Source organism: Kitasatospora sp. NPDC058162, from assembly GCF_042884005.1.
In the GTDB taxonomy this organism is placed as follows: domain Bacteria; phylum Actinomycetota; class Actinomycetes; order Streptomycetales; family Streptomycetaceae; genus Kitasatospora.
Genome location: NZ_JBHVUS010000003.1, coordinates 382,570 through 400,761, shown reverse-complemented (window position 1 = coordinate 400,761; position 18,192 = coordinate 382,570). Strand labels below are relative to the sequence as shown.

16 protein-coding genes are annotated in these 18,192 nt (G+C 74.2%); 11 read left to right on the top strand and 5 right to left on the bottom strand.

Annotated elements, in window-relative coordinates; all coding sequences use genetic code 11:
- The first annotated feature begins 98 nt into the window (after positions 1 to 98).
- Positions 99 to 965: a formyltetrahydrofolate deformylase gene (gene purU / locus ACFVXG_RS08240; protein ID WP_387925468.1), complete on the top strand. Its 867-nt coding sequence runs from the start codon at positions 99 to 101 to the stop codon at positions 963 to 965.
- A 55-nt stretch (positions 966 to 1,020) separates the two neighbouring features.
- Here the strand turns inward: purU and ACFVXG_RS08235 are convergent, their stop codons facing one another.
- The gene (locus ACFVXG_RS08235; protein ID WP_387925466.1) at positions 1,021 to 2,202 is read right to left on the bottom strand and encodes a zf-HC2 domain-containing protein; all 1,182 of its coding nucleotides are present in this window, start codon (positions 2,200 to 2,202) and stop codon (positions 1,021 to 1,023) included.
- Positions 2,203 to 2,239: 37 nt separating this feature from the next.
- Complete coding sequence (locus ACFVXG_RS08230) at positions 2,240 to 2,815, bottom strand: sigma-70 family RNA polymerase sigma factor (protein ID WP_387925464.1); 576 nt, start codon at positions 2,813 to 2,815, stop codon at positions 2,240 to 2,242.
- Between the two features lie 644 nt (positions 2,816 to 3,459).
- Between ACFVXG_RS08230 and ACFVXG_RS08225 the strand changes: the two genes are divergently transcribed.
- Positions 3,460 to 3,933 carry an ATP-binding protein gene (locus tag ACFVXG_RS08225; RefSeq protein ID WP_387925462.1) on the top strand — a complete coding sequence of 158 codons (474 nt, stop codon included), beginning with the start codon at positions 3,460 to 3,462 and terminating at the stop codon, positions 3,931 to 3,933.
- Positions 3,934 to 4,338: 405 nt separating this feature from the next.
- On the opposite strand, the gene ACFVXG_RS08220 is transcribed toward ACFVXG_RS08225, so the two are convergent.
- Positions 4,339 to 5,310, bottom strand: coding sequence for a GlxA family transcriptional regulator (locus ACFVXG_RS08220; protein WP_387925460.1), 972 nt, complete (start codon positions 5,308 to 5,310; stop codon positions 4,339 to 4,341).
- Positions 5,311 to 5,467: 157 nt separating this feature from the next.
- Here ACFVXG_RS08220 and ACFVXG_RS08215 point away from each other — a divergent pair, with 157 nt between their 5' ends.
- The 4 genes from ACFVXG_RS08215 to ACFVXG_RS08200 all read left to right on the top strand — a co-directional run bounded on the left by ACFVXG_RS08215 (position 5,468) and on the right by ACFVXG_RS08200 (position 8,984).
- Positions 5,468 to 6,835: an MFS transporter gene (locus tag ACFVXG_RS08215; RefSeq protein WP_387925458.1), complete on the top strand. Its 1,368-nt coding sequence runs from the start codon at positions 5,468 to 5,470 to the stop codon at positions 6,833 to 6,835.
- Positions 6,836 to 6,867: 32 nt separating this feature from the next.
- Positions 6,868 to 7,395, top strand: coding sequence for a GNAT family N-acetyltransferase (locus ACFVXG_RS08210; protein WP_387925456.1), 528 nt, complete (start codon positions 6,868 to 6,870; stop codon positions 7,393 to 7,395).
- A gap of 101 nt (positions 7,396 to 7,496) precedes the next feature.
- Positions 7,497 to 7,841 carry a DUF4229 domain-containing protein gene (locus tag ACFVXG_RS08205; protein ID WP_387925455.1) on the top strand — a complete coding sequence of 115 codons (345 nt, stop codon included), beginning with the start codon at positions 7,497 to 7,499 and terminating at the stop codon, positions 7,839 to 7,841.
- 147 nt (positions 7,842 to 7,988) lie between these two features.
- Complete coding sequence (locus ACFVXG_RS08200) at positions 7,989 to 8,984, top strand: LacI family DNA-binding transcriptional regulator (RefSeq protein ID WP_387925453.1); 996 nt, start codon at positions 7,989 to 7,991, stop codon at positions 8,982 to 8,984.
- Between the two features lie 141 nt (positions 8,985 to 9,125).
- Here ACFVXG_RS08200 and ACFVXG_RS08195 read toward each other — a convergent pair whose 3' ends face one another.
- The gene (locus ACFVXG_RS08195; RefSeq protein ID WP_387925451.1) at positions 9,126 to 10,334 is read right to left on the bottom strand and encodes an MFS transporter; all 1,209 of its coding nucleotides are present in this window, start codon (positions 10,332 to 10,334) and stop codon (positions 9,126 to 9,128) included.
- Between the two features lie 476 nt (positions 10,335 to 10,810).
- Here ACFVXG_RS08195 and ACFVXG_RS08190 point away from each other — a divergent pair, with 476 nt between their 5' ends.
- A complete protein-coding gene (locus ACFVXG_RS08190) occupies positions 10,811 to 12,136 on the top strand; it encodes a dicarboxylate/amino acid:cation symporter (RefSeq protein ID WP_387925450.1) in 1,326 nt (441 codons plus the stop codon).
- A gap of 265 nt (positions 12,137 to 12,401) precedes the next feature.
- Here ACFVXG_RS08190 and ACFVXG_RS08185 read toward each other — a convergent pair whose 3' ends face one another.
- Positions 12,402 to 12,611 (bottom strand): cold shock domain-containing protein, encoded by a 210-nt coding sequence (locus ACFVXG_RS08185; protein ID WP_350505027.1) that lies wholly within the window; start codon positions 12,609 to 12,611, stop codon positions 12,402 to 12,404.
- Between the two features lie 432 nt (positions 12,612 to 13,043).
- Between ACFVXG_RS08185 and ACFVXG_RS08180 the strand changes: the two genes are divergently transcribed.
- From ACFVXG_RS08180 to ACFVXG_RS08165, 4 genes are all read left to right on the top strand, one after another.
- The gene (locus ACFVXG_RS08180) at positions 13,044 to 13,955 is read left to right on the top strand and encodes a menaquinone biosynthetic enzyme MqnA/MqnD family protein (protein ID WP_387925448.1); all 912 of its coding nucleotides are present in this window, start codon (positions 13,044 to 13,046) and stop codon (positions 13,953 to 13,955) included.
- A 191-nt stretch (positions 13,956 to 14,146) separates the two neighbouring features.
- Positions 14,147 to 15,871 carry a serine/threonine-protein kinase gene (locus ACFVXG_RS08175; RefSeq protein ID WP_387925446.1) on the top strand — a complete coding sequence of 575 codons (1,725 nt, stop codon included), beginning with the start codon at positions 14,147 to 14,149 and terminating at the stop codon, positions 15,869 to 15,871.
- Between the two features lie 105 nt (positions 15,872 to 15,976).
- The gene (gene mqnC / locus ACFVXG_RS08170) at positions 15,977 to 17,197 is read left to right on the top strand and encodes a cyclic dehypoxanthinyl futalosine synthase (protein WP_350505030.1); all 1,221 of its coding nucleotides are present in this window, start codon (positions 15,977 to 15,979) and stop codon (positions 17,195 to 17,197) included.
- A 42-nt stretch (positions 17,198 to 17,239) separates the two neighbouring features.
- Positions 17,240 to 17,968, top strand: a complete 729-nt coding sequence (locus ACFVXG_RS08165) for a hypothetical protein (protein ID WP_387925445.1) — start codon at positions 17,240 to 17,242, stop codon at positions 17,966 to 17,968.
- Positions 17,969 to 18,192: the final 224 nt, after the last annotated feature.

Sequence of the window (18,192 nt, the reverse complement as noted above, 5' to 3'; positions counted from 1 at the left end):
TACGGGCAGCGGGGCGGCGACTGTCCAGGATGTGACACGCTGGACCATTCACGCACGCGCGTCACGCATTCGTACGACCTCAGGACGGGATACCCGCAGTGGAACAGCAGCCGGCCAGCGCCCAGTACGTCCTCACGCTGTCCTGCCCCGACAAGCAGGGCATCGTCCACGCTGTCTCCAGCTACCTCTTCATGACCGGCTGCAACATCATCGACAGCCAGCAGTTCGGCGACGGGGACACCGGACTGTTCTTCATGCGGGTGCACTTCTCCGCCGCCGAGCCGGTCACCGCCGACAAGCTGCGGGCCAGCTTCGCCGCGATCGGCGCCTCCTTCGGGATGGACTGGCAGATCCACCCGTCCGAGCAGCGGATGCGGATCGTCCTCATGGTCAGCAAGTTCGGGCACTGCCTGAACGACCTGCTCTACCGCACCCGGATCGGCGCCCTGCCGGTGGAGATCGCCGCGGTGGTCTCCAACCACACCGACCTGCGGGACCTGACCGAGAGCTACGGCGTCCCCTTCCGCCACATCCCGGTCACCCGGGACACCAAGGCCGAGGCCGAGCGCCAGCTGCTCGACCTGGTCGAGAAGGAGCAGGTCGAACTGGTCGTGCTGGCCCGCTACATGCAGGTGCTCTCCGACCAGCTGTGCACCGAGCTGTCCGGCCGCGTGATCAACATCCACCACTCCTTCCTGCCGAGCTTCAAGGGCGCCAAGCCGTACCACCAGGCGCACGCCCGCGGCGTGAAGCTGATCGGTGCCACCGCGCACTACGTCACCGCCGACCTCGACGAGGGCCCGATCATCGAGCAGGAGGTGGCCCGGGTCACCCACGACGTCAGCCCGGACCAGCTGGTCGCGCTCGGCCGGGACGTCGAGTGCCAGGCGCTGGCCCGCGCGGTCAAGTGGCACAGCGAGCACCGGGTGCTGCTCGACGGGACCAGGACGGTCGTCTTCGCGTAGGCGGCGGTCGGCTGCGCTCAGGCGACGTCGTCTGCGCGCAGGCGCTGCAGGACCGTTACGGCCGCGACAGCAGCGGCAGCGCGTGCAGCACCTCGCGCACCGCGGCCCGGTCGCCGTGCTCGCCCACCGGCAGCCGGTCCGGGTCGCGGTGCGCGGCCGCCAACTGGCACAGCTCCAGGCCGTCCAGCACCATCGAGGCCACCGGCTCCCCGGTGGCGGGGCCGGCCGGCCCGGTCGGTTCGCCGTCCAGCGGCACCAGCCACTCGCCGGCCGCCGGGCCGTCGACCACCAGCCGCACCCGTCGGCCGGTCCAGCCGTCCCCGGACGGTGCCCCGACCGGCTGGGGCCGCGCCGCGCGCAGCCCGGCCAGCGCCCGCGGCAGCAGCCGGACCACCAGCTCCACCATCTGCCGCAGGTGCTGCGGCGACGGCGGGTCGTACGGGTAGGCGACCGCGCGGGCCACGTCCTCGCCGTGCACGAAGCACTCCAGGGCGCGCTCCACGAAGGCGTCGCGCAGCGGCAGCACCGTGTAGCCCAGGTCCACCGGGGTGCTGCCCTGCGGGGCCAGCGCGGCGCTGCGCACCAGGTCGTGGGTCTGCTGGCGCCACCGGGCGCGCACCGACCGGGGCGGCAGGCCGGCCTGGTCGGCCAGCAGCCGGGCGGTCCGCGCGGCGTCCGCCGCGTACCGGCCGCCCTGCGAGGGCACCCGCGGCGCCGGAACGGCGGCCTCCTGCGGCGGCACCCGCCGCTCCGCGACCGGCGCGGGCCCGGGCAGGGCGGCGGCCGGCACCGGGTCGGGCAGGCCGAGGGCGAGCGCCAGGAAGCCGTCCGCCGCGGTCAGCCGGCCCAGCACCTCGGCCGGGCGCAGCAGCTCGGTGCCGCCGTGCCACGGCAGTTCGGCCACCTCCTGCCACTCCTCCGGGCCGAGGTCGCGCAGCAGCGCGTCCAGCTTGGCGGTCTCCGCGGTGTACGGCATCCCCCAGGCGGGGACGGGCAGTTCGGCCGGGCGGCGGACCAGGCACCAGTCCAGCACCTGCTGGCGCAGCGACCCCGGCTGGTCCAGCGGCTCCTCCAGGGAGAGCCAGCCGGCCGCCTCGCGCAGCCGGGCCGCCTCCTCGGCGCACTCCGGGCAGGCCGGCAGGTGCCGCTCCAACTCGGCGGCCTCGCGCGGCGGGCAGGCACCGAGGGACCAGGCGCCGAGCAGCGAGCGCAGGGTGTCGTGCAGCTCCTCGCTCATCCGCCCGCGCACCTCTCGACGATCCGCACGCTCACCTTCACCTGCCCCCGTCCCCATCGCTGTGCTCCTGGCGGGCGCGTTCGTCGGCCAGTTCGGTGGCCAACAACTCCAGGCCGAGCCGCATCCGCTGCTTGGCGGCCTGCTCGCTGATGCCGAGCAGCCGGGCCGTCTCCTGGTAGGTGCGGCCGTCGTAGTACGTCACCGCGATGGTCTCACGCAGGGGTTGGGGCAGGGAGTCCACCACGTACTGCATGCGCGCGGCGGTGGCCACGGCGCGGATCTCCTCCTCGGCCGCGCCGCCGCGCCCCGGTGTCAGCTCGGCGCCGCGCCGCTTCCGCAGCCGTTCGACCGCGCGGCGGTGGGTGAGCGCGCCGAGCCAGGAGCGCAGCGAGCCCTGGGCGGGGTCGAAGTCCTCGGGGTGCTCCCAGACGTGGGCGAAGACCTCCCGGGTGAGCTGGGCGGCGGCCGCCTGGTCGGCGAGTATCCGGCCGGCCAGGCCGTGCACCATCGGCGCGAGCCGGTCGTAGAGTTCGCCCAGCGCGGTCTCCTCGCCGCGGGCGAGGCGTCGCTGCAACTGCTCGTCCCAGCGCGGGATCCGGTCCGGGGTGGCCATCGAGAACCACCCTCCTGCCCGGTTCGCTGGCGTTACCCAACGGTATCCCGTGGCAGGTCCGCGGCGGGAGGGATTCGGGCAAGAACGGAACCGGGCCTCGTGGTTCGGGGCGGCCGCCCGGCGGCGGTGCGGTGGCGGTGCGGCACCGGACGGCGGTCCGCCGGCGGACGGCCGATCGTCCGATGGTGGGACGGTCCGCCGATGCCGCTGTTCGAGGACCCCTGGACATATGTCGCACGGGTGGTTAGCGAGTGGCGGCCGGGGCGTCGGGGGTGTCCGGCGGTAGGTTCCCGCCCAGGGCGTGTCCGACACGCCCCGCGGGACCGGCGTCGGCCCGGGCCGGACGAGTGCCGGTGCGAGGCTCGCGAGAGTGAACGGGACAGTATGCACTGCCCTGTCCCCCGATCGCCGGAATATGCCCGAAGCGCTTGCTGCGGCTCGTCCGCCCACCCATCCTGAGGCGTATTCGTGTCGTGGCCGGTGCGCGGCCGACGAGTTGACGCGGGCGAGTGGCGCGGGCGGACGGGTCGGCGAGCGCCCCGGTGAGCCCCGGGTGGCACCGGGCGAAGTGCGAGGGCCCCGCCGGCCGGCTGATCCGGCCCGACCGGGACGTTGGCCGAACTGCGAGTGCGGGTGGTGGAGCGGTGCAGGTTCTACAGGTACAGCTTGCGGTGCAGGCGGACCCCGCCGAGGTCGGCCGGGCCCGCCGGTGGGTGCGCTCGCGGCTGCTGAACCACGGGGTGGACCCGGACGCGCCGATGGCCGAGACGGTGGTGCTGGTGGTCTCGGAGCTGGTGACCAACGCCGTGGTGCACACCGGCTGTCCGGCCGTGCTGAGGCTCTGCCTGCCGATGGCCGAGGGCCCGGCGGCCGCCGCTCCGCCCGGCCCGCTGCGGGTGGAGGTGGCCGACGCGAGCCAGGCCGCCCCGGCCCCCCGGCACGCCGGGGCGGACGAGGACGCGACCAACGGGCGCGGCCTGGAGCTGGTCGAGCTGCTCTGCGAGCGCTGGGGCTGGTACCCGGACGGCTCGGGCAAGCGGGTCTGGTGCGAGATCGGCGCCGAGGCGCGGCCGGCCGATCCGCTGGCGGGCGTGGACTGGGCGGCTTTGGCGCAATAGCGGCTTCCGGCAGCGGTTGTGGCACCGGTCTCCGGCACCGGCTTTCGGCACCGGCCGAAAGTTGACGCAACCATTCCGAATTTCGGACTACCCATTGACGTGACGTATCCGACTGATCACGCTTGGGTGCGGCTCTCCGTTGCGAGGGGACGCCGAGGGGACGTCCGTCCGCCGTCACGGTGCTGCTGTCCAGGGGAATCGCGCCAGCAGGGGGGATCGTGGACTGCCGGACGCGGTCGGGTCCTCGGCGAGTGCGGAGCGTCCGGCGCGGCTTCAGGGCCCCTGCGCCGTGATCGGACGGCGGCCCGCCACGCTGCGCTCGGCGCGCACGCGGCCGGCCGTCGTCCGTGGCGCCGCTCCGGAGGGGCGGGTTCCGGCCACCGGCCCGTTCTCCGGGGGGCGGCCTCAGAGCGGGGCGGCCCGGAACGTGCGCCGGTAGGCGCTCGGAGCCACGTCCAGTCGATCGCGCAGCTGCAGCCGCAGCGAGGCGGCGGTGCCGAAACCGGACTCCCGGGCGACCTGGTCGATGGTCAGGTCGGTGCGCTCCAGCAACTGCCGGGCCCGCTCGGTGCGCTGGGTGGTGATCCACTGGCCGGGGCTGGCCCCGGTCTCCTCGCGGAACCGCCGGGTGAAGGTCCGCACGCTCATGCCCGCCCGCTCGGCGAGCCGGCGCAGCGGCAGCGGCCCGTCCAGGTGCTCCAGCGCCCAGGCGCGGACGGCGGCGGTGCCGGAGCCGCCGGTCTCCACCGGGCTCGGGGCCTCCACGTACTGCTTCTGACCGCCGTCGCGCCACGGCGGCACCAGGCAGTTACGGGCCACCGCGTTGGCCACCGCGCTGCCGTGGTCGCGGCGCACCACGTGCAGGCACAGGTCCACCCCGGCGGCCACCCCACCGGAGGTGAGGACGTCGCCGTCGTCGGTGTAGAGCACGTCCGGGTCCAGCCGGACCTTCGGGAAGGCCCGGGCGAAGCGCTCGGTGTAGCGCCAGTGGGTGGTGGCCGGGCGGCCGTCCAGCAGGCCGGCGGCGGCCAGCAGGAACGAGCCGGTGCAGATCGACATCAGCCGGGCGCCGGGCCGGATCCGCCGCAGGGCGGCGGCCAGTTCGGGGGTGAAGGCGGCGTCCGCGCCGTCCGGGTCGGCGTCGTGGGAGGCCGGGACCACCACCGTGTCGGCCCGCTCCAGCAGTTCGGGCCCGTGGTCGACCGCGATCCGGAAGTCGGCGCTGGTGGCGACCGGGCCGCCGTCCAGGGTGCAGGTGGCCACCTCGTAGAGCGGCCGGCCGGATCCGTCCTTGGCGTTGCCGAAGATCCTTGCGGGGATGCCGAGTTCGAAGGCGATCACGCCCCGCAGGGCGAGTACCGCGACCAGGTGTGCCATGCCGTTCCCTCTCTCTCCGGGGTGTCGTTCCCGGGGCCGTCGTTCCCGGTTCCGTGCGGGTCCGGGACAGGGTATGCGACGGGTGTGGCCCGATCCTTGCGAAAGCTGTCATTCAGGCCACTCGTCCGGGCGGCGCGGGCTCGGGACACTCGTCCATGTGACCGAACGCAGTGCCCTCACCGCCGCCTCCACGCCAGCCACCGCCACGCCAGCCACCTCCACGCCGACCACCGCCGGTGGCGCCCCCGCACCCGCCCCCGGCCGGCGCCCCCGGGTGCACTACGCCTGGGTGGTGGCCGCCGTCGCCCTGGTCGTCCTGCTCGGCTCGGCCGGCTTCCGCTCCACGCCCAGCCTGATGATGGACGCCCTGCACAACGAGTTCGGCTGGTCGCTCGGGACGATCTCCGGCGCCACCTCCGTCAACCTCACCCTCTACGGCCTCACCGCCCCCTTCGCCGCCGCCCTGATGGACCGTTTCGGCGTGCGGCTGGTGGTGGTCTGCGCGCTGCTCACCATCTCGGTCGGCGCCGGCCTCACCATGCTGATGCGCCAGCCCTGGCAGCTGATCCTCTGCTGGGGCGTACTGGTCGGCCTCGGCAGCGGCTCGATGGCCGGCGCCTTCGCCACCACCATCACCGGCCGCTGGTTCCAGGCCCGCCAGGGCCTGGTCACCGGGGTGCTCACCGCCGCCGGGGCCGCCGGGAACCTGGTCTTCCTGCCGGTCGGCGCCTGGCTGGTCGAGCAGCACGGCTGGCGCGCGGCCGTGGTCGTGGTCTCGCTCGCCGCCAGCGCCGTCGCCGTGCCCGTCCTGCTGCTGATGCGCGAGCGCCCCGCCGACCTCGGGCTGCTCCCGTACGGCGCCACCGAGGCCCCGCCCGAGCCGGTGCGGGACGGCCGCGCCCTGGCCCGCACCCTGCGGGTGCTGCGCGACGCCGCCCGCACCCGGGCCTTCTGGCTGCTGGCGGGCTCCTTCGCGATCTGCGGCGCCACCACCGCCGGCCTGGTCGGCACCCACTTCATCCCGGCCGCGCACGACCACGGCATGCCCGTCACCACCGCCGCGAGCCTGCTCGCCCTGATCGGCGTGTTCGACGTGGTCGGCACCGTGTTCAGCGGCTGGCTCACCGACCGGGTCGACTCCCGGCTGCTGCTCACCGTCTACTACGGGCTGCGCGGCCTCTCCCTGCTCCTGCTGCCGCAGCTGCTGGCCGGCTCGCTCCACCCGCCGATGCTCGCCTTCGTCGTCTTCTACGGCCTGGACTGGGTGGCCACCGTGCCGCCGACCGTCGCGCTGTGCCGCCGGCAGTTCGGCGAGGACGCCCCGATCGTGTTCGGCTGGGTGCTCGCCGCCCACCAGATCGGCGCGGCCGTCGTCGCCGGGCTGGCCGGCCTGGCCCGCGACGCGCTCGGGAACTACGACCTCACCTGGTACGGCGCCGGCGCGCTGTGCGCGGTCGCGGTCGGGCTCTGCCTGGCACTGCGCACCGGGCGGCCGACGGACCGGGCGGTGCCCGCCCTGCCGTAACCACGTTCGAGCGGACGTCTAGGCTCCGTTTCATGGCGCTCACCTTCACCCTCGACCCGAAGCCCGACCCCGACCTGCGCACCGCCGTGGTCCGGCTGTGGACGGACGTCACCAACGCCGGCGGCGCGGTCGGCTTCGTGGCCCCGGTCACCGAGGAGGAGGTCTGGGACACCGCCGACCGCCAGTTCGCCGGGGTCGCCCCGGACGGCCCCGACCGCCTCCTGGTCGCGCACGAGAGCGCGACCGGCCGGCTGGTCGGGGTGCTGTTCTTCGAGTCGATGCGCTTCGAGCTGATGGAGCACTGGCGGATGCTCAAGCGGGTCATGGTGCACCCCGACTTCCAGGGCCTCGGCTACGGCGCCGAACTGCTCGCCGAGGCCGAGCGGGTCGCCCGGGCGTGGGGCCTGGAGTCGCTGCGGCTCACCGCCCGCGGCGGCCTCGGCCTGGAGCGCTTCTACGCCCGCTGCGGCTACCGGGAGGTGGGCCGGGTGCCGGCCGCGATCCGGGTCGCCCCCGGGGACGACCGCGACGACATCACCATGTGGCTCGACCTACGCTGACCGGCCCGGGCGGAGGGGCGGGCGCCCCCTGGCCCGCGCCGGGTGTCAGGCATGCTTGACTGGGAGACCCGCCCCGGCTCGAACCAGAAGGATGTGTCCCAGTGAGCAGCAACGGCCCGCAGAAGTCGCACGCCACGCTCCGCTACACCTCCATGCGGGCCAGCATCTTCCTCGGCTGCCTGCTGCTGGCCCTGCTGCTCGGGCACTTCGGGATCATCCCGGTGAGCGGCGAGGCCGGGGTGATCTTCCTGTTCCTGCTGGCCGCGGTCGCCTCCGCGCCGCTCAGCTACGTGCTGCTGAGCAAGCAGCGCGACGAGATGTCCTCCCAGATCACCACCAAGGTCGCCGGGCTGCGCAGCCGGACCGCCGAGCGGATCGCCACGCAGAACGCCGAGGAGGACGCCGCGGACGACGCCGCCCGCGCGGCCGCCTCCCGGCAGAGCTGACCCCGGGCGCAGCCCGCCGTGCCGAACGTGCCCGACGTGCCTGATGTGCCCGCCGTTCCTGACGCGCCCGCTGCACCCGCTGATCCGCAGCCGGGCGTTGGGGCCGGGGCCGGGGCCGGGCGTGCCGCCGGGACGTGGCCGGCCCCCGTGCGCCGGCCCACCGGGCGGGACGTGGCCCGGCTCGCCGGGGTCTCCCAGGCCACCGTCTCGCTGGTCTTCTCCGGTGCCGAGGCCGGTCGCCGGGTCTCCGAGGCGACCCGGGAGCGGGTCCGCGAGGCCGCCCGCAGCCTCGGCTACCGCCCGCAGGCGGCGGGCCGGCAGCTGCGGCTGGGCCGCAGCGGGATGATCATGCTGGCGGTGCCGAACCTCCAGGGCCCGTTCTTCGGCCGGGTGCTGGAGGGCGTCCACCACGAGGCCGGCAGGCACGGCCTGGCGGTCGTGGTCAGCTCCGGCTGGGGCAGCGCGACCCTCGCCGAGGCCGCCACCGCGGGCCGCTTCGACGGTCTGCTGATCTGCTCCCCGGACGACAGCCAGCTCGGCGAGCTACCGCCGGACACCCCCGCCGTCTTCCTGGACGCCGACCCCGGCACCGACCGGGCGCGCCCGACCGTCGAGCTCGACGTGGCCGGCGGGATGCGGGCGGCCGTCGAGCACCTGGCCGCCCTGGGCCACCGCCGGATCGGGCACCTGCGCTCCACCCACGCCGCGTACACCTTCCGGGTCCGGCAGGCCGCCTTCGAGCAGGCCGTCCGCGAACTCGGGCTGGAGGTCGTGGAGTTGGGCGTGAGCCTGAACGACGGCCACGCGGCCGCGCGGAGCGTGGCGGGGGAGCTGCTGGAGCGGGCGGACCGTCCGCGCGCGGTGATCTGCGACGACGACGTGGTCGCCTCCGGGGTCTACCAGGCCGCCGCCGAGCGGGGGTTGCGGGTGCCGGACGACCTGTCGGTGGTCGGCATGGACAACGTGGCGGTCTCCGGGCTGCTCGCCCCGCCGCTGACCACCGTCGACCTGCCCGGCGAGGAGCTGGGCCGGGCGGGGGCGGCCGCGCTCGCCGGACTGCTGCGCGGCGAGCCGGTGGAGCCGGTCGCGCCGCTGGCCACTTCGCTGGTGCGGCGCTCCTCGACGGCCCCAGCACGTCCCTGACGGTTCCGTTCGGCGCGTCCTGGCTGCCCCGGCGGTCCTTCGCCTCCTGCGGCTTCCGGGTCGCGGGCTGCGGCTGAGAGTGACATGACTGCGCCCGCCGGCCAGACCCCCGGCGGGCGCAGTCGTCTGTGGGGTGGGGCGTCAGCCCACCGGGACGGGCTCGGCGAGCGGCGCGACCGGTGCGCCGCGGAACCAGTGCCGGGCGCCGAACAGCACCAGTGCGCCGAGGGCGATCCCGCCGGCCGCGCACACCGCGACCGGGCGCAGCGAGCCCTCGGCGAGGTGGCCGGAGACGGCGTAGCCGAGCGAGTTGCCGGTGGCGAACAGGGTCACCAGCCAGGCGAACGCCTCGGTGACCGTCCCGGTCGGGGCCAGTTCGGCGACCAGGACGAAGGCGGCCGCCAGCAGCGGGGCCAGCATGACGCCGGAGAGGAAGGCCAGCGCGGCCATCGGGTACGGGCCGGGCAGCGTGACCAGCGGCAGGTAGGAGGCGGCCATGGCGAGGGCCATCAGCCAGGTGCGGGTCGCGGTGCTCTGCCGCCAGGTGACCATGCCGTAGGCCAGCGCGCCGAGCAGTCCGCCGAGCGCGGCCAGGGCCAGCAGGGTGCCCCCGCCGCCGGGCAGGCCGTCGGCGTGCTGCTCGGCGTAGGCGATGAACAGCACGTTCTGCGCGCCGACCGCCCAGCCGGCCCCGGCGAGTCCGATCAGCAGCAGTACCAGGCCGGGGGAGCGCAGCGGGCCGAGCAGTCCGGCGGACTGCTCGCGGGCGGGGGCGCGCCAGGCACGGGCCGGGGCGGCGGTGGCCACGACCAGTGCTCCGGCCAGTCCGAGCCCGGCGGCCACCCAGAGCGCGGCGACCGGGCTGAACAGCCCGGCGATGCCGGCGACGGCCAGCGGTCCGGCCACGTAGAGGATCTGCTGGGAGGCGGAGTCGAAGGCGTACGCGGTGTCGAGCTGCTCCTCCTCGACCACGTCCGGCCAGAGCGAGCGCAGGCAGGGCTCCAGCGGCGGCATCGCGAGGCCGGCGACGGCGGCGCCGAGCGGCGCGGCGAGCGCGGAGCCGGGGGCGAGGGCGAGCAGGGCGTACCCGCCGCCGGCCACGACGGCGGAGACGAGCAGGACGCGCGGCTGGCCGGTGCGGTCGACGATCCGCCCGAGCACCGGTCCGCCGACGGCGGCGGCGATCGCGTAGGCGGCGGTGGCCAGGCCGATCCGGCTGTACGGGACGCCGGCTTCGCGCAGGGCGAGGGCGATCACCAGGGCGGTCATACCGGCGGGCAGGCGGCCGAGCAGGGTGCCGAGCAGGAGTCGGGTGACGTGCGGGGCGCGGAGCAGGGCGAGGTAGCCCATCGGTGGTCTTCTCCGGTCAGGGCAGGGGAGGGCGGGGACGTCGTCAAAGTTATACGTATAACCACCGGTCGGTCAATCCGACCGGAGGGCTGGGCTGATGGGGCGTCAGCTTCGTTCGTGTCCGGATCTCACGCTCGGGCGGTGGCCGGGCGGCGGTCGGATGTGGCCTGATCTCAAACAACTACTTTGAACATCTCAAACCTTTCCTGCTAACGTGTCGGCCGTGACCACCTCAGACGCACTGCGGATGCACGGCCCGGGCCCGCTGCCCGGCGCCGCCCGCCCCTGTGCTCTGACCGGTGCTGTGGACAGCCCGCGCCGTTGTCGCGCCATGAGCTGTACGGCCATGAGCTGTATCGCGGCGGCACGCCCCTGAACCGGGGTTCGTGACCTCTCCCCGTCCGGCCCCGTGCCGTGCCGCCCCCTCCGCCCCACACCCCACCGTCAGCAACGCCCTCCCCCGGAGTCGCACCCCCATGTCCACAGCGCCCGAGGCGACCTCGTCGCCGTCCGTGCTCGCCCGCATCCGCAAGACGCCGTTCTGGGTGCAGATCGTCGCCGGCCTCGTGTTCGGCGTCGGCCTCGGCTACCTGGCCCGTGCCGCCGACGTCTCCTGGCTGGCCACCACCCTGGAGACGATCGGCAAGATCTTCGTCCAGCTGCTCAAGCTGGCCGTGCCGCCGCTGGTCTTCACCGCGATCGTGGTGAGCGTCGCCAACCTGCGCAACGTCACCAACGCGGCCCGCCTGGCCACCCGCACGCTGCTCTGGTTCATGATCACCTCGCTGATCGCGGTCGGCATCGGCCTGGGCCTGGGCCTGCTGACCAACCCCGGCCAGGGCACCAACCTCAAGACCGAGGGCCTCAAGGCGCTCGACTCCAAGGGCACCTGGATCGACTTCCTGACCGGGATCTTCCCGACCAACATCGTCGACGCCTTCGTCAAGGTGAACGTGCTGCAGATCGTCTTCATGGCGGTCGTGGTCGGCGCCGCGATCATCAAGCTCGGCACCAAGGCCGAGCCGGTCCTCAAGCTCAGCGAGACCGTGCTGGAGCTGACCCAGACCGCCCTGTGGTGGGTCATCCGGCTCTCCCCGCTCGGCACCCTCGGCCTGATCGGCAAGTCCGTCGCCAAGTACGGCTGGGACCTGCTCAAGCCCTTCGCCACGCTGACCCTCGACATCTACGTCGGCTGCGCGCTGGTGCTGTTCGTCGTCTACTCGCTGGTGCTGCGCTTCGCCGCGGGCCTCAACCCGCTGCACTTCTTCAAGGGCGCCTGGCCGGCCATCCAGCTGGCCTTCGTCTCGCGCTCCTCGGTCGGCACCCTGCCGGTCACCCGCCGCGTCACCGAGCGCCTCGGCGTCCCGAGCGAGTACGCCTCGTTCTCGGTGCCGTTCGGCGCCACCACCAAGATGGACGGCTGCGCCTCGATCTACCCGGCCGTCGCCGCGATCTTCGTCGCCCAGGTCTACAACATCGAACTGGGCATCAGGGACTACATCCTGATCGCCTTCGTCTCGGTCGTCGGCTCGGCCGCCACCGCGGGCCTCACCGGTGCGATCGTCATGCTGACGCTGACCCTGTCCACCCTCGGCCTGCCGCTGGAGGGCGTCGGCCTGCTGCTGGCCATCGACCCGATCCTGGACATGATGCGCACCGCCACCAACGTGGCCGGTCAGGTGGTCGTGCCGGTCGTGGTCGCCGCGCGGGAGCGGATCCTGGACGTGGCCGCGTACAACAACCCCTCCGGGGACCTGTACGAGGAGGACGCGCCGAAGGCCGCGGTCCCGGTCGTCGCCTGATCCGTCGGTACGACTCTTGTATGACCCGTATGACCCGTATGACCTGTACGACGTGAAGGGCCCTCTCCCGGTGCACGGGGGAGGGCCCTTCGGCGTTCCCGCAGGGCGCCGGGGCGCCGGGGTGCCGGGGTGCCGGGGAAAAGGCAGGGGGCCCGCCGCGATGGGCAGGCCCCCTTGGGTGTTGCTCTTGTGCTCATGGTGACGGCTGTCGGGAGCCGCCGGCGGACCCGAAGGGGTCCCGAGCGATCAGAACATCAGAGGAAGGTCAGACAGCGCTGACGGTGACGTTCTCCGCCTGCGGGCCCTTCGGACCCTGGGTGACGTCGAAGGTGACCGCCTGGTTCTCCTCCAGCGAACGGAAGCCGTTCGCGTTGATGGCGGAGTAGTGGACGAAGACGTCGGGGCCGCCGCCCTCCTGGGCGATGAAGCCGAAGCCCTTCTCAGCGTTGAACCACTTGACGGTTCCCTGAGCCATGCCGTTCTCCTTGCGATGCGTGTCGGGGGCCACACCGTGTGGTCCCCGGTCCGCTGCGCTGATCGCCCTGCCTCCGGACGAGTCCGAAGTTTTTCGATATTGCTGAAAAACTACAAAAAGCCTGCGGTTACATGCTCCGCAGGCTTCAAGTACTGCAAGGGGAATCAAACTGCAACTGAGGGCAACGCTAGCATGCGGCAGCTGTGACGACCAGGGGTCACTTGCCCTCCGGACAGCGCGTGTCGGAGGCCCCCCGAGTGGGCTGGGAACGGGCGCGGGCAGGCGCGTTGAGGATGTGCGCGGGTTCGCCGGGAAGCGCCCGCGCGCGTGTCGGGCGGCCGGTGCGAGCCGTCGCGAACAGCAGGCATACGCTGCGGGGAAGCGCACGAACAGCGCTGTGGGGAAGCGCACGAACAGCAAGGGAGCGGCGCAGTGGCAGCACCGGACGGACAAACACGGGAGCCCGAGCCCCAGGAGAACACCCCGGTCAGGCCCAGGGTCGGCCATATTCAGTTCCTGAACTGCGTCCCCCTCTACTGGGGCCTCGCCAGGACCGGCAACCTGCTCGACCTCGACCTCACCAAGGACACCCCGGAGAAGCTCAGCGACCAGCTCGTCGCCGGCTCCCTCGACATCGGTCCGATCACCTGCGTGGAGTACCTGCGCAACGCCGACGACCTGCTGGTCCTGCCCGACATCGCGGTCGGCAGCGACGGCCCGGTGATGTCCTGCCTGATCGTGAGCAAGGTCCCGCTCGCCGACCTCGACGGCCGCCGGGTCGCCCTCGGCTCCACCAGCCGCACCTCCGTCCGGCTCGCCCGGCTGCTCCTGGAGGAGCGCGAAGGCGTCCGCCCGGACTACTTCAGCTGCCCCCCGGACCTCAGCGCGATGCTCGCCGAGGCCGACGCGGCCGTCCTCATCGGCGACCCGGCCCTGCGCGCCTACCTCGGCCAGGCCGCCGACCTCGGGCTGACCGTCCACGACCTCGGCGAGATGTGGAAGGAGTGGACCGGCCTGCCGTTCGTCTTCGCGGTCTGGGCCGTGCGCCGCGAGTTCGCCGAGCGCCGCCCCGAACTCACCGCGGCCGTCCACCGGGCCTTCCTGGAGTCCCGCGACCTCTCGCTGGTCGAGGCCGCCAAGGTCGCCGAGCAGGCCGCCCGTTGGGAGGCCTTCGGGGCGGACGTGCTGGAGCGGTACTTCAGCGAGGCGCTCGACTTCTCGCTCGGCGGGCGGCAGCTCGCCGGGGTCGCCGAGTTCGCCCGGCGGGTCGCGCACGACAGCGGCTTCGCGCCGGACGTGGCGGTGCGGCTGCTGGAGCCGGCGGCGCTGCCGGTCGGGTCGTAGGGCGCGGGGGTCGGTTCAAGGGTTGGGCGGGGGTTGCTCCGACCGCTGGGCCGGGCGTTGGGCGGGGCTGGACCGGGCCGGGGAGGGCGGGGGGTCGGGCCGGCCCGGTACGGTCTGCTCCCGAGGCGTGTCCGACGCATGCCGCGCGGGTGCGGGGCAGGTGCGGCGGCGGGCGAGGGGAGCGTGCGGGCATGCGGGCACTGGGGTCGGACGATCCGCGCCAGGTGGGCGCCTACCGGCTGCTGCGGCGGCTCGGCTCGGGCGGGATGGGCCGGGTCTACCTCGGCCGGACGGCCGGCGGGCGCACCGTCGCCGTCAAGGTGGTCCGGACCGAACTCGCGGACGACGCCGAGTTCCGGGCCCGGTTCCGCCAGGAGGTGGCCGCCGCCCGTCGGGTCGGCGGCGCCTGGACCGCCCCCGTCCTGGACGCCGACACCGAGGGCGAACAGCCCTGGGTCGCCACCGGCTACGTCGCCGGCCCCGCACTCGCCGCCGCCGTCCGGACCCACGGGCCGCTGCCGGAGGCCGCCGTCCGCGCCCTCGGCGTCGGGCTCGCCGGGGCGCTCGCCCACGTGCACGGGCTCGGCCTGGTGCACCGCGACGTCAAGCCCTCCAACGTGCTGCTCACCCTGGACGGCCCGCGGCTGATCGACTTCGGGATCGCCCGGGCCCTGGACGCGACCAGCGGCCTCACCCGTTCGGGTTATGTCGTGGGCTCGCCCGGCTTCATGTCGCCCGAACAGGCGAACGGCCAGTCGGCCGGACCGGCCGGGGACGTCTTCTCGCTCGGCGCCGTCCTGGCCTTCGCCGGCACCGGTGTCCACCCCTTCGGCGACGACGTCAGCGCGGCCGTCCTGCTCTACCGGGTGCTGCACGAGGAACCGGACGTGACCGGACTGCCCGAACCGCTGCGGGCGATCGTCCTCGACTGCCTGGCCAAGGACCCGGCCGCCCGGCCCACCCCGCAGCAACTGGCCGCCCGCCTCGACCCGGCCGGCGCGGGCGCCGCCCTGCTCGCGCGCGGCGACTGGCTGCCGCCGGCGCTGGCGGCCGGGGTGGGGCGCAGTGCGGTGGAGCTGCTGGACCTGGAGGGGGAGCAGGGGGACTCGCCGCAGGGGGCGGAACAGGGGGAACCGCAGGGGGAGGGGACTCCCGGGGCGGCGGCCGGGGACGGGGCGGCCGGGGAGGGCGCCGGGCCGTTGCCGCCGTGCAGCTATCCGTTCGGGACGGGCGACGACCAGCGGCTCGCCCGGCAGCGCCGTCGGCGGGTCGGGATCGCGGTGGCGGCGGTGCTGGCGGTCGCGGCGCTCGGGGGAGCCGGGTACGGGTGGTACGCGATGAGCGGGCCGTCCGATCCGGTGGTGTCGGCGCCGACCGCGGCGCCCGTACCGCCACCGTCCGTGGACCCGGGCGACGCCATCGCCTCGCCCGGGGTCTTCGTGCCGGGCGGCGCGGACGGGGCCTCGTCCGCTCCGGCGTCCGCGTCCGCGTCCGCGTCTACGTCCGGGGCGGGGTCGGTGTCCGCGTCCGCGGCCGCTTCGGGCGGGCCGGGCGCGGTGCCCGCGGCGTTCCTGGGCACCTGGAGCGGCGACATGGTCACCGAGAAGGGGCTGCCCGGCGGCACCACCACGCTCAACGTCCACCAGGCGGCGATCGGTCAGGAGGCCACCACCAGCCGCAACGCCGTCTCCGGACTGATCTCGATCAGCTGCGAGGGCGCCTGGACGCTCACCTCGGTCTCCGACACCAAGCTGGTGTTCCGGTCCCGACTGGTGCGCTCCTCGATCCCCGGCGCCTGCACCGGCGGCTCCAACGCGGAGACGCTCACCCTGGAAGCCGACGGGACGATCCGCTTCACCTCCGCCGACCCGGCCGCCGGCAACCCGGCCGGCACGCTGCGGAAGACGGCCGGGTAGGCCCGGTGAGGTGCAGTTCAGCGGGCTGACGCGGACGCCCGAAAGGCCTGGCGTAGGCTGGTTCGGCCGTACCCGAGTTGCACTTGAGAGAGAGAAGGCCGCCAGGTGACCGAGCTCGCAGCGACCACCCTCGATGCGTCCAGCACCGACCTGCAGGCCGTGCTCGACCGGGCCGCCGCCGGCGGCCGGATCACCCCGGAGGAGGCGCTGGAGCTCTACCGCTCCGCGCCGCTGCACGCGCTCGGCTCCGCCGCCGACGCGGTGCGCCGCCGCCGCTACGCGGGCACCGAGCACATCGCGACCTACATCATCGAGCGCAACATCAACTACACCAACGTCTGCGTGACGGCGTGCAAGTTCTGCGCCTTCTACGTGCCGCCGAAGAGCGACAAGGGCTGGTCCCGCGAGCTCGACGAGATCCTGCGCCGCTGCGCCGAGACGGTCGAGCTGGGCGGCACCCAGATCATGTTCCAGGGCGGCCACCACCCGGACTACGGCGTGGAGTACTACGAGCGCGCGTTCTCGGCGATCAAGGCCGACTTCCCGCAGCTGGTGATCCACTCGCTCGGCGCCTCCGAGGTCGAGCACATGTCCCGGATCTCGGGCGTCTCCATCGAGGAGGCCATCACCCGGATCCACAAGGCGGGCCTGGACTCCTTCGCCGGCGCCGGCGCCGAGCTGCTCCCCGAGCGGCCGCGCAAGGCGATCGCCCCGCTCAAGGAGTCCGGCGAGCGCTGGCTGGAGATCATGGAGGCCGCGCACGGCCTCGGCGTGGAGTCCACCTCCACCATGCTGATGGGCACCGGCGAGACCAACGCCGAGCGGATCGAGCACCTGCGGATGATCCGCGAGGTGCAGGACCGCACCGGCGGCTTCCGCGCCTTCATCCCGTACACCTACCAGCCGCAGAACAACCACCTCAAGGGCTCGACCCAGGCCACCGTCTTCGAGTACCTGCGGATGATCGCGATCGCCCGCCTCTTCCTCGACAACATCGCCCACATCCAGGGCTCCTGGCTCACCACCGGCAAGGAGGCGGGCCAGCTGTCGCTGCACTACGGCGCCGACGACCTCGGCTCCGTGATGCTGGAGGAGAACGTCGTCTCGGCGGCCGGCGCCAAGCACCGCTCCAACCTGACCGAGCTGATCCACCTCATCCGCGCCGCCGACCGCGTCCCGGCGCAGCGCTCGACCACGTACGAGCACCTGCGGGTGCTGGACGACCCGGCCAACGACCCGGTCGACCCCCGCGTCGCCTCGCACATCGCCTCCACGGCGATCGAGGGCGGCACGGCGCACCCCGAGCTGAAGATCCTGGACAACTGAGGGGCCGGGACCGGACCGACACGCTTCTGATCTGATGTCGCCGTGCTGACCCTGCACCGGGCGGAGTTCCTGCTGCCCGACCCCGCCGGTCCCACCGACCCCGCCGGTCTCACCGGTTCCACCGCCCTCTCCTTTGCCGACGGGGCGGTGGTGGTGCGCGGTGAACTGGTCGAGGCCGTCGGGCCGTACGCGGAGCTGGCGGCGGCGCACCCGTCGGCCCGGGTCCGCGACTGGGGCCGGGCGCTGCTCGCGCCCGGCCTGCGCAACCCCTGCGGGCAGCGGCTGTTGGAGCGGGACTACCACCCGGACCCGCGCGAGGAGATCGGCGTCGAGCCGGTCGTGGACGGGCTGGTCGGCTGCGCCGACGAGACCCGGTACGGGGCCAGCGCGCGGCGCGGCCTGCAGCGGATGCTCGGGTACGGCGTGACGGCGGTGGCCGGGCCGTTCGCGCGGGCCGCGGTACGGACGGCGGTGGCGCGGTCCGGGTTGGTGGCCCTGCCGGGGGCGGGAGGCCCGCTGGAGTCGGGGGCGGGCTCGCTGGACCCGGTGGTGGCGCTGGACCCGCTGGCGGTGCCGATGGACCCGCTGGTGGCGCTGGATCCGCTGGCGGTGCTGCCGCTCGCCCGGGCCGTGTACGGGCGGGTCGCGGCCGGTGGGCGGGCGGACTTCGCGGTGTTCCCGGTGGCGGTGGAGGAGGGCGGGGTCCGGCCGGTGGCCGGCGGGTGCCTGGCGACCGTGCTGGGCGGGCGGTTGGTGTACCGGCGGCGGTGACGGCCCGCGGGGCGGCGTGTGGGGGTGGCGTGGAGGTCTGCCAGCGGGGCGGTGTGCGGGGGCGGTTGCCCGGCGGGCGGAGGCGCTCGTGAGCTCTCCGGTGTGACGTACCCGTCAGTAGGCGGATTGCCGTGCCGCGCACGGGACTTCCTTCGTGTGCACTCGAACTGCCGTGCCCTCCCAGGGGGGTGATTGCCCCTTCGCCGTGACCTGAGGGCCCGCCA

Excerpts from the sequence above, each read along its gene's own strand:
- ACFVXG_RS08185 (WP_350505027.1), bottom strand. The coding sequence starts at position 12,611 with ATGGCTCAGGGAACCGTCAAGTGGTTCAACGCTGAGAAGGGCTTCGGC.
- ACFVXG_RS08220 (WP_387925460.1), bottom strand. The coding sequence starts at position 5,310 with ATGGCACACCTGGTCGCGGTACTCGCCCTGCGGGGCGTGATCGCCTTC.
- ACFVXG_RS08175 (WP_387925446.1), top strand. The coding sequence starts at position 14,147 with ATGCGGGCACTGGGGTCGGACGATCCGCGCCAGGTGGGCGCCTACCGG.
- ACFVXG_RS08195 (WP_387925451.1), bottom strand. The coding sequence starts at position 10,334 with ATGGGCTACCTCGCCCTGCTCCGCGCCCCGCACGTCACCCGACTCCTG.
- ACFVXG_RS08210 (WP_387925456.1), top strand. The coding sequence starts at position 6,868 with ATGGCGCTCACCTTCACCCTCGACCCGAAGCCCGACCCCGACCTGCGC.
- ACFVXG_RS08190 (WP_387925450.1), top strand. The coding sequence starts at position 10,811 with ATGTCCACAGCGCCCGAGGCGACCTCGTCGCCGTCCGTGCTCGCCCGC.
- ACFVXG_RS08230 (WP_387925464.1), bottom strand. The coding sequence starts at position 2,815 with ATGGCCACCCCGGACCGGATCCCGCGCTGGGACGAGCAGTTGCAGCGA.
- ACFVXG_RS08235 (WP_387925466.1), bottom strand. The coding sequence starts at position 2,202 with ATGAGCGAGGAGCTGCACGACACCCTGCGCTCGCTGCTCGGCGCCTGG.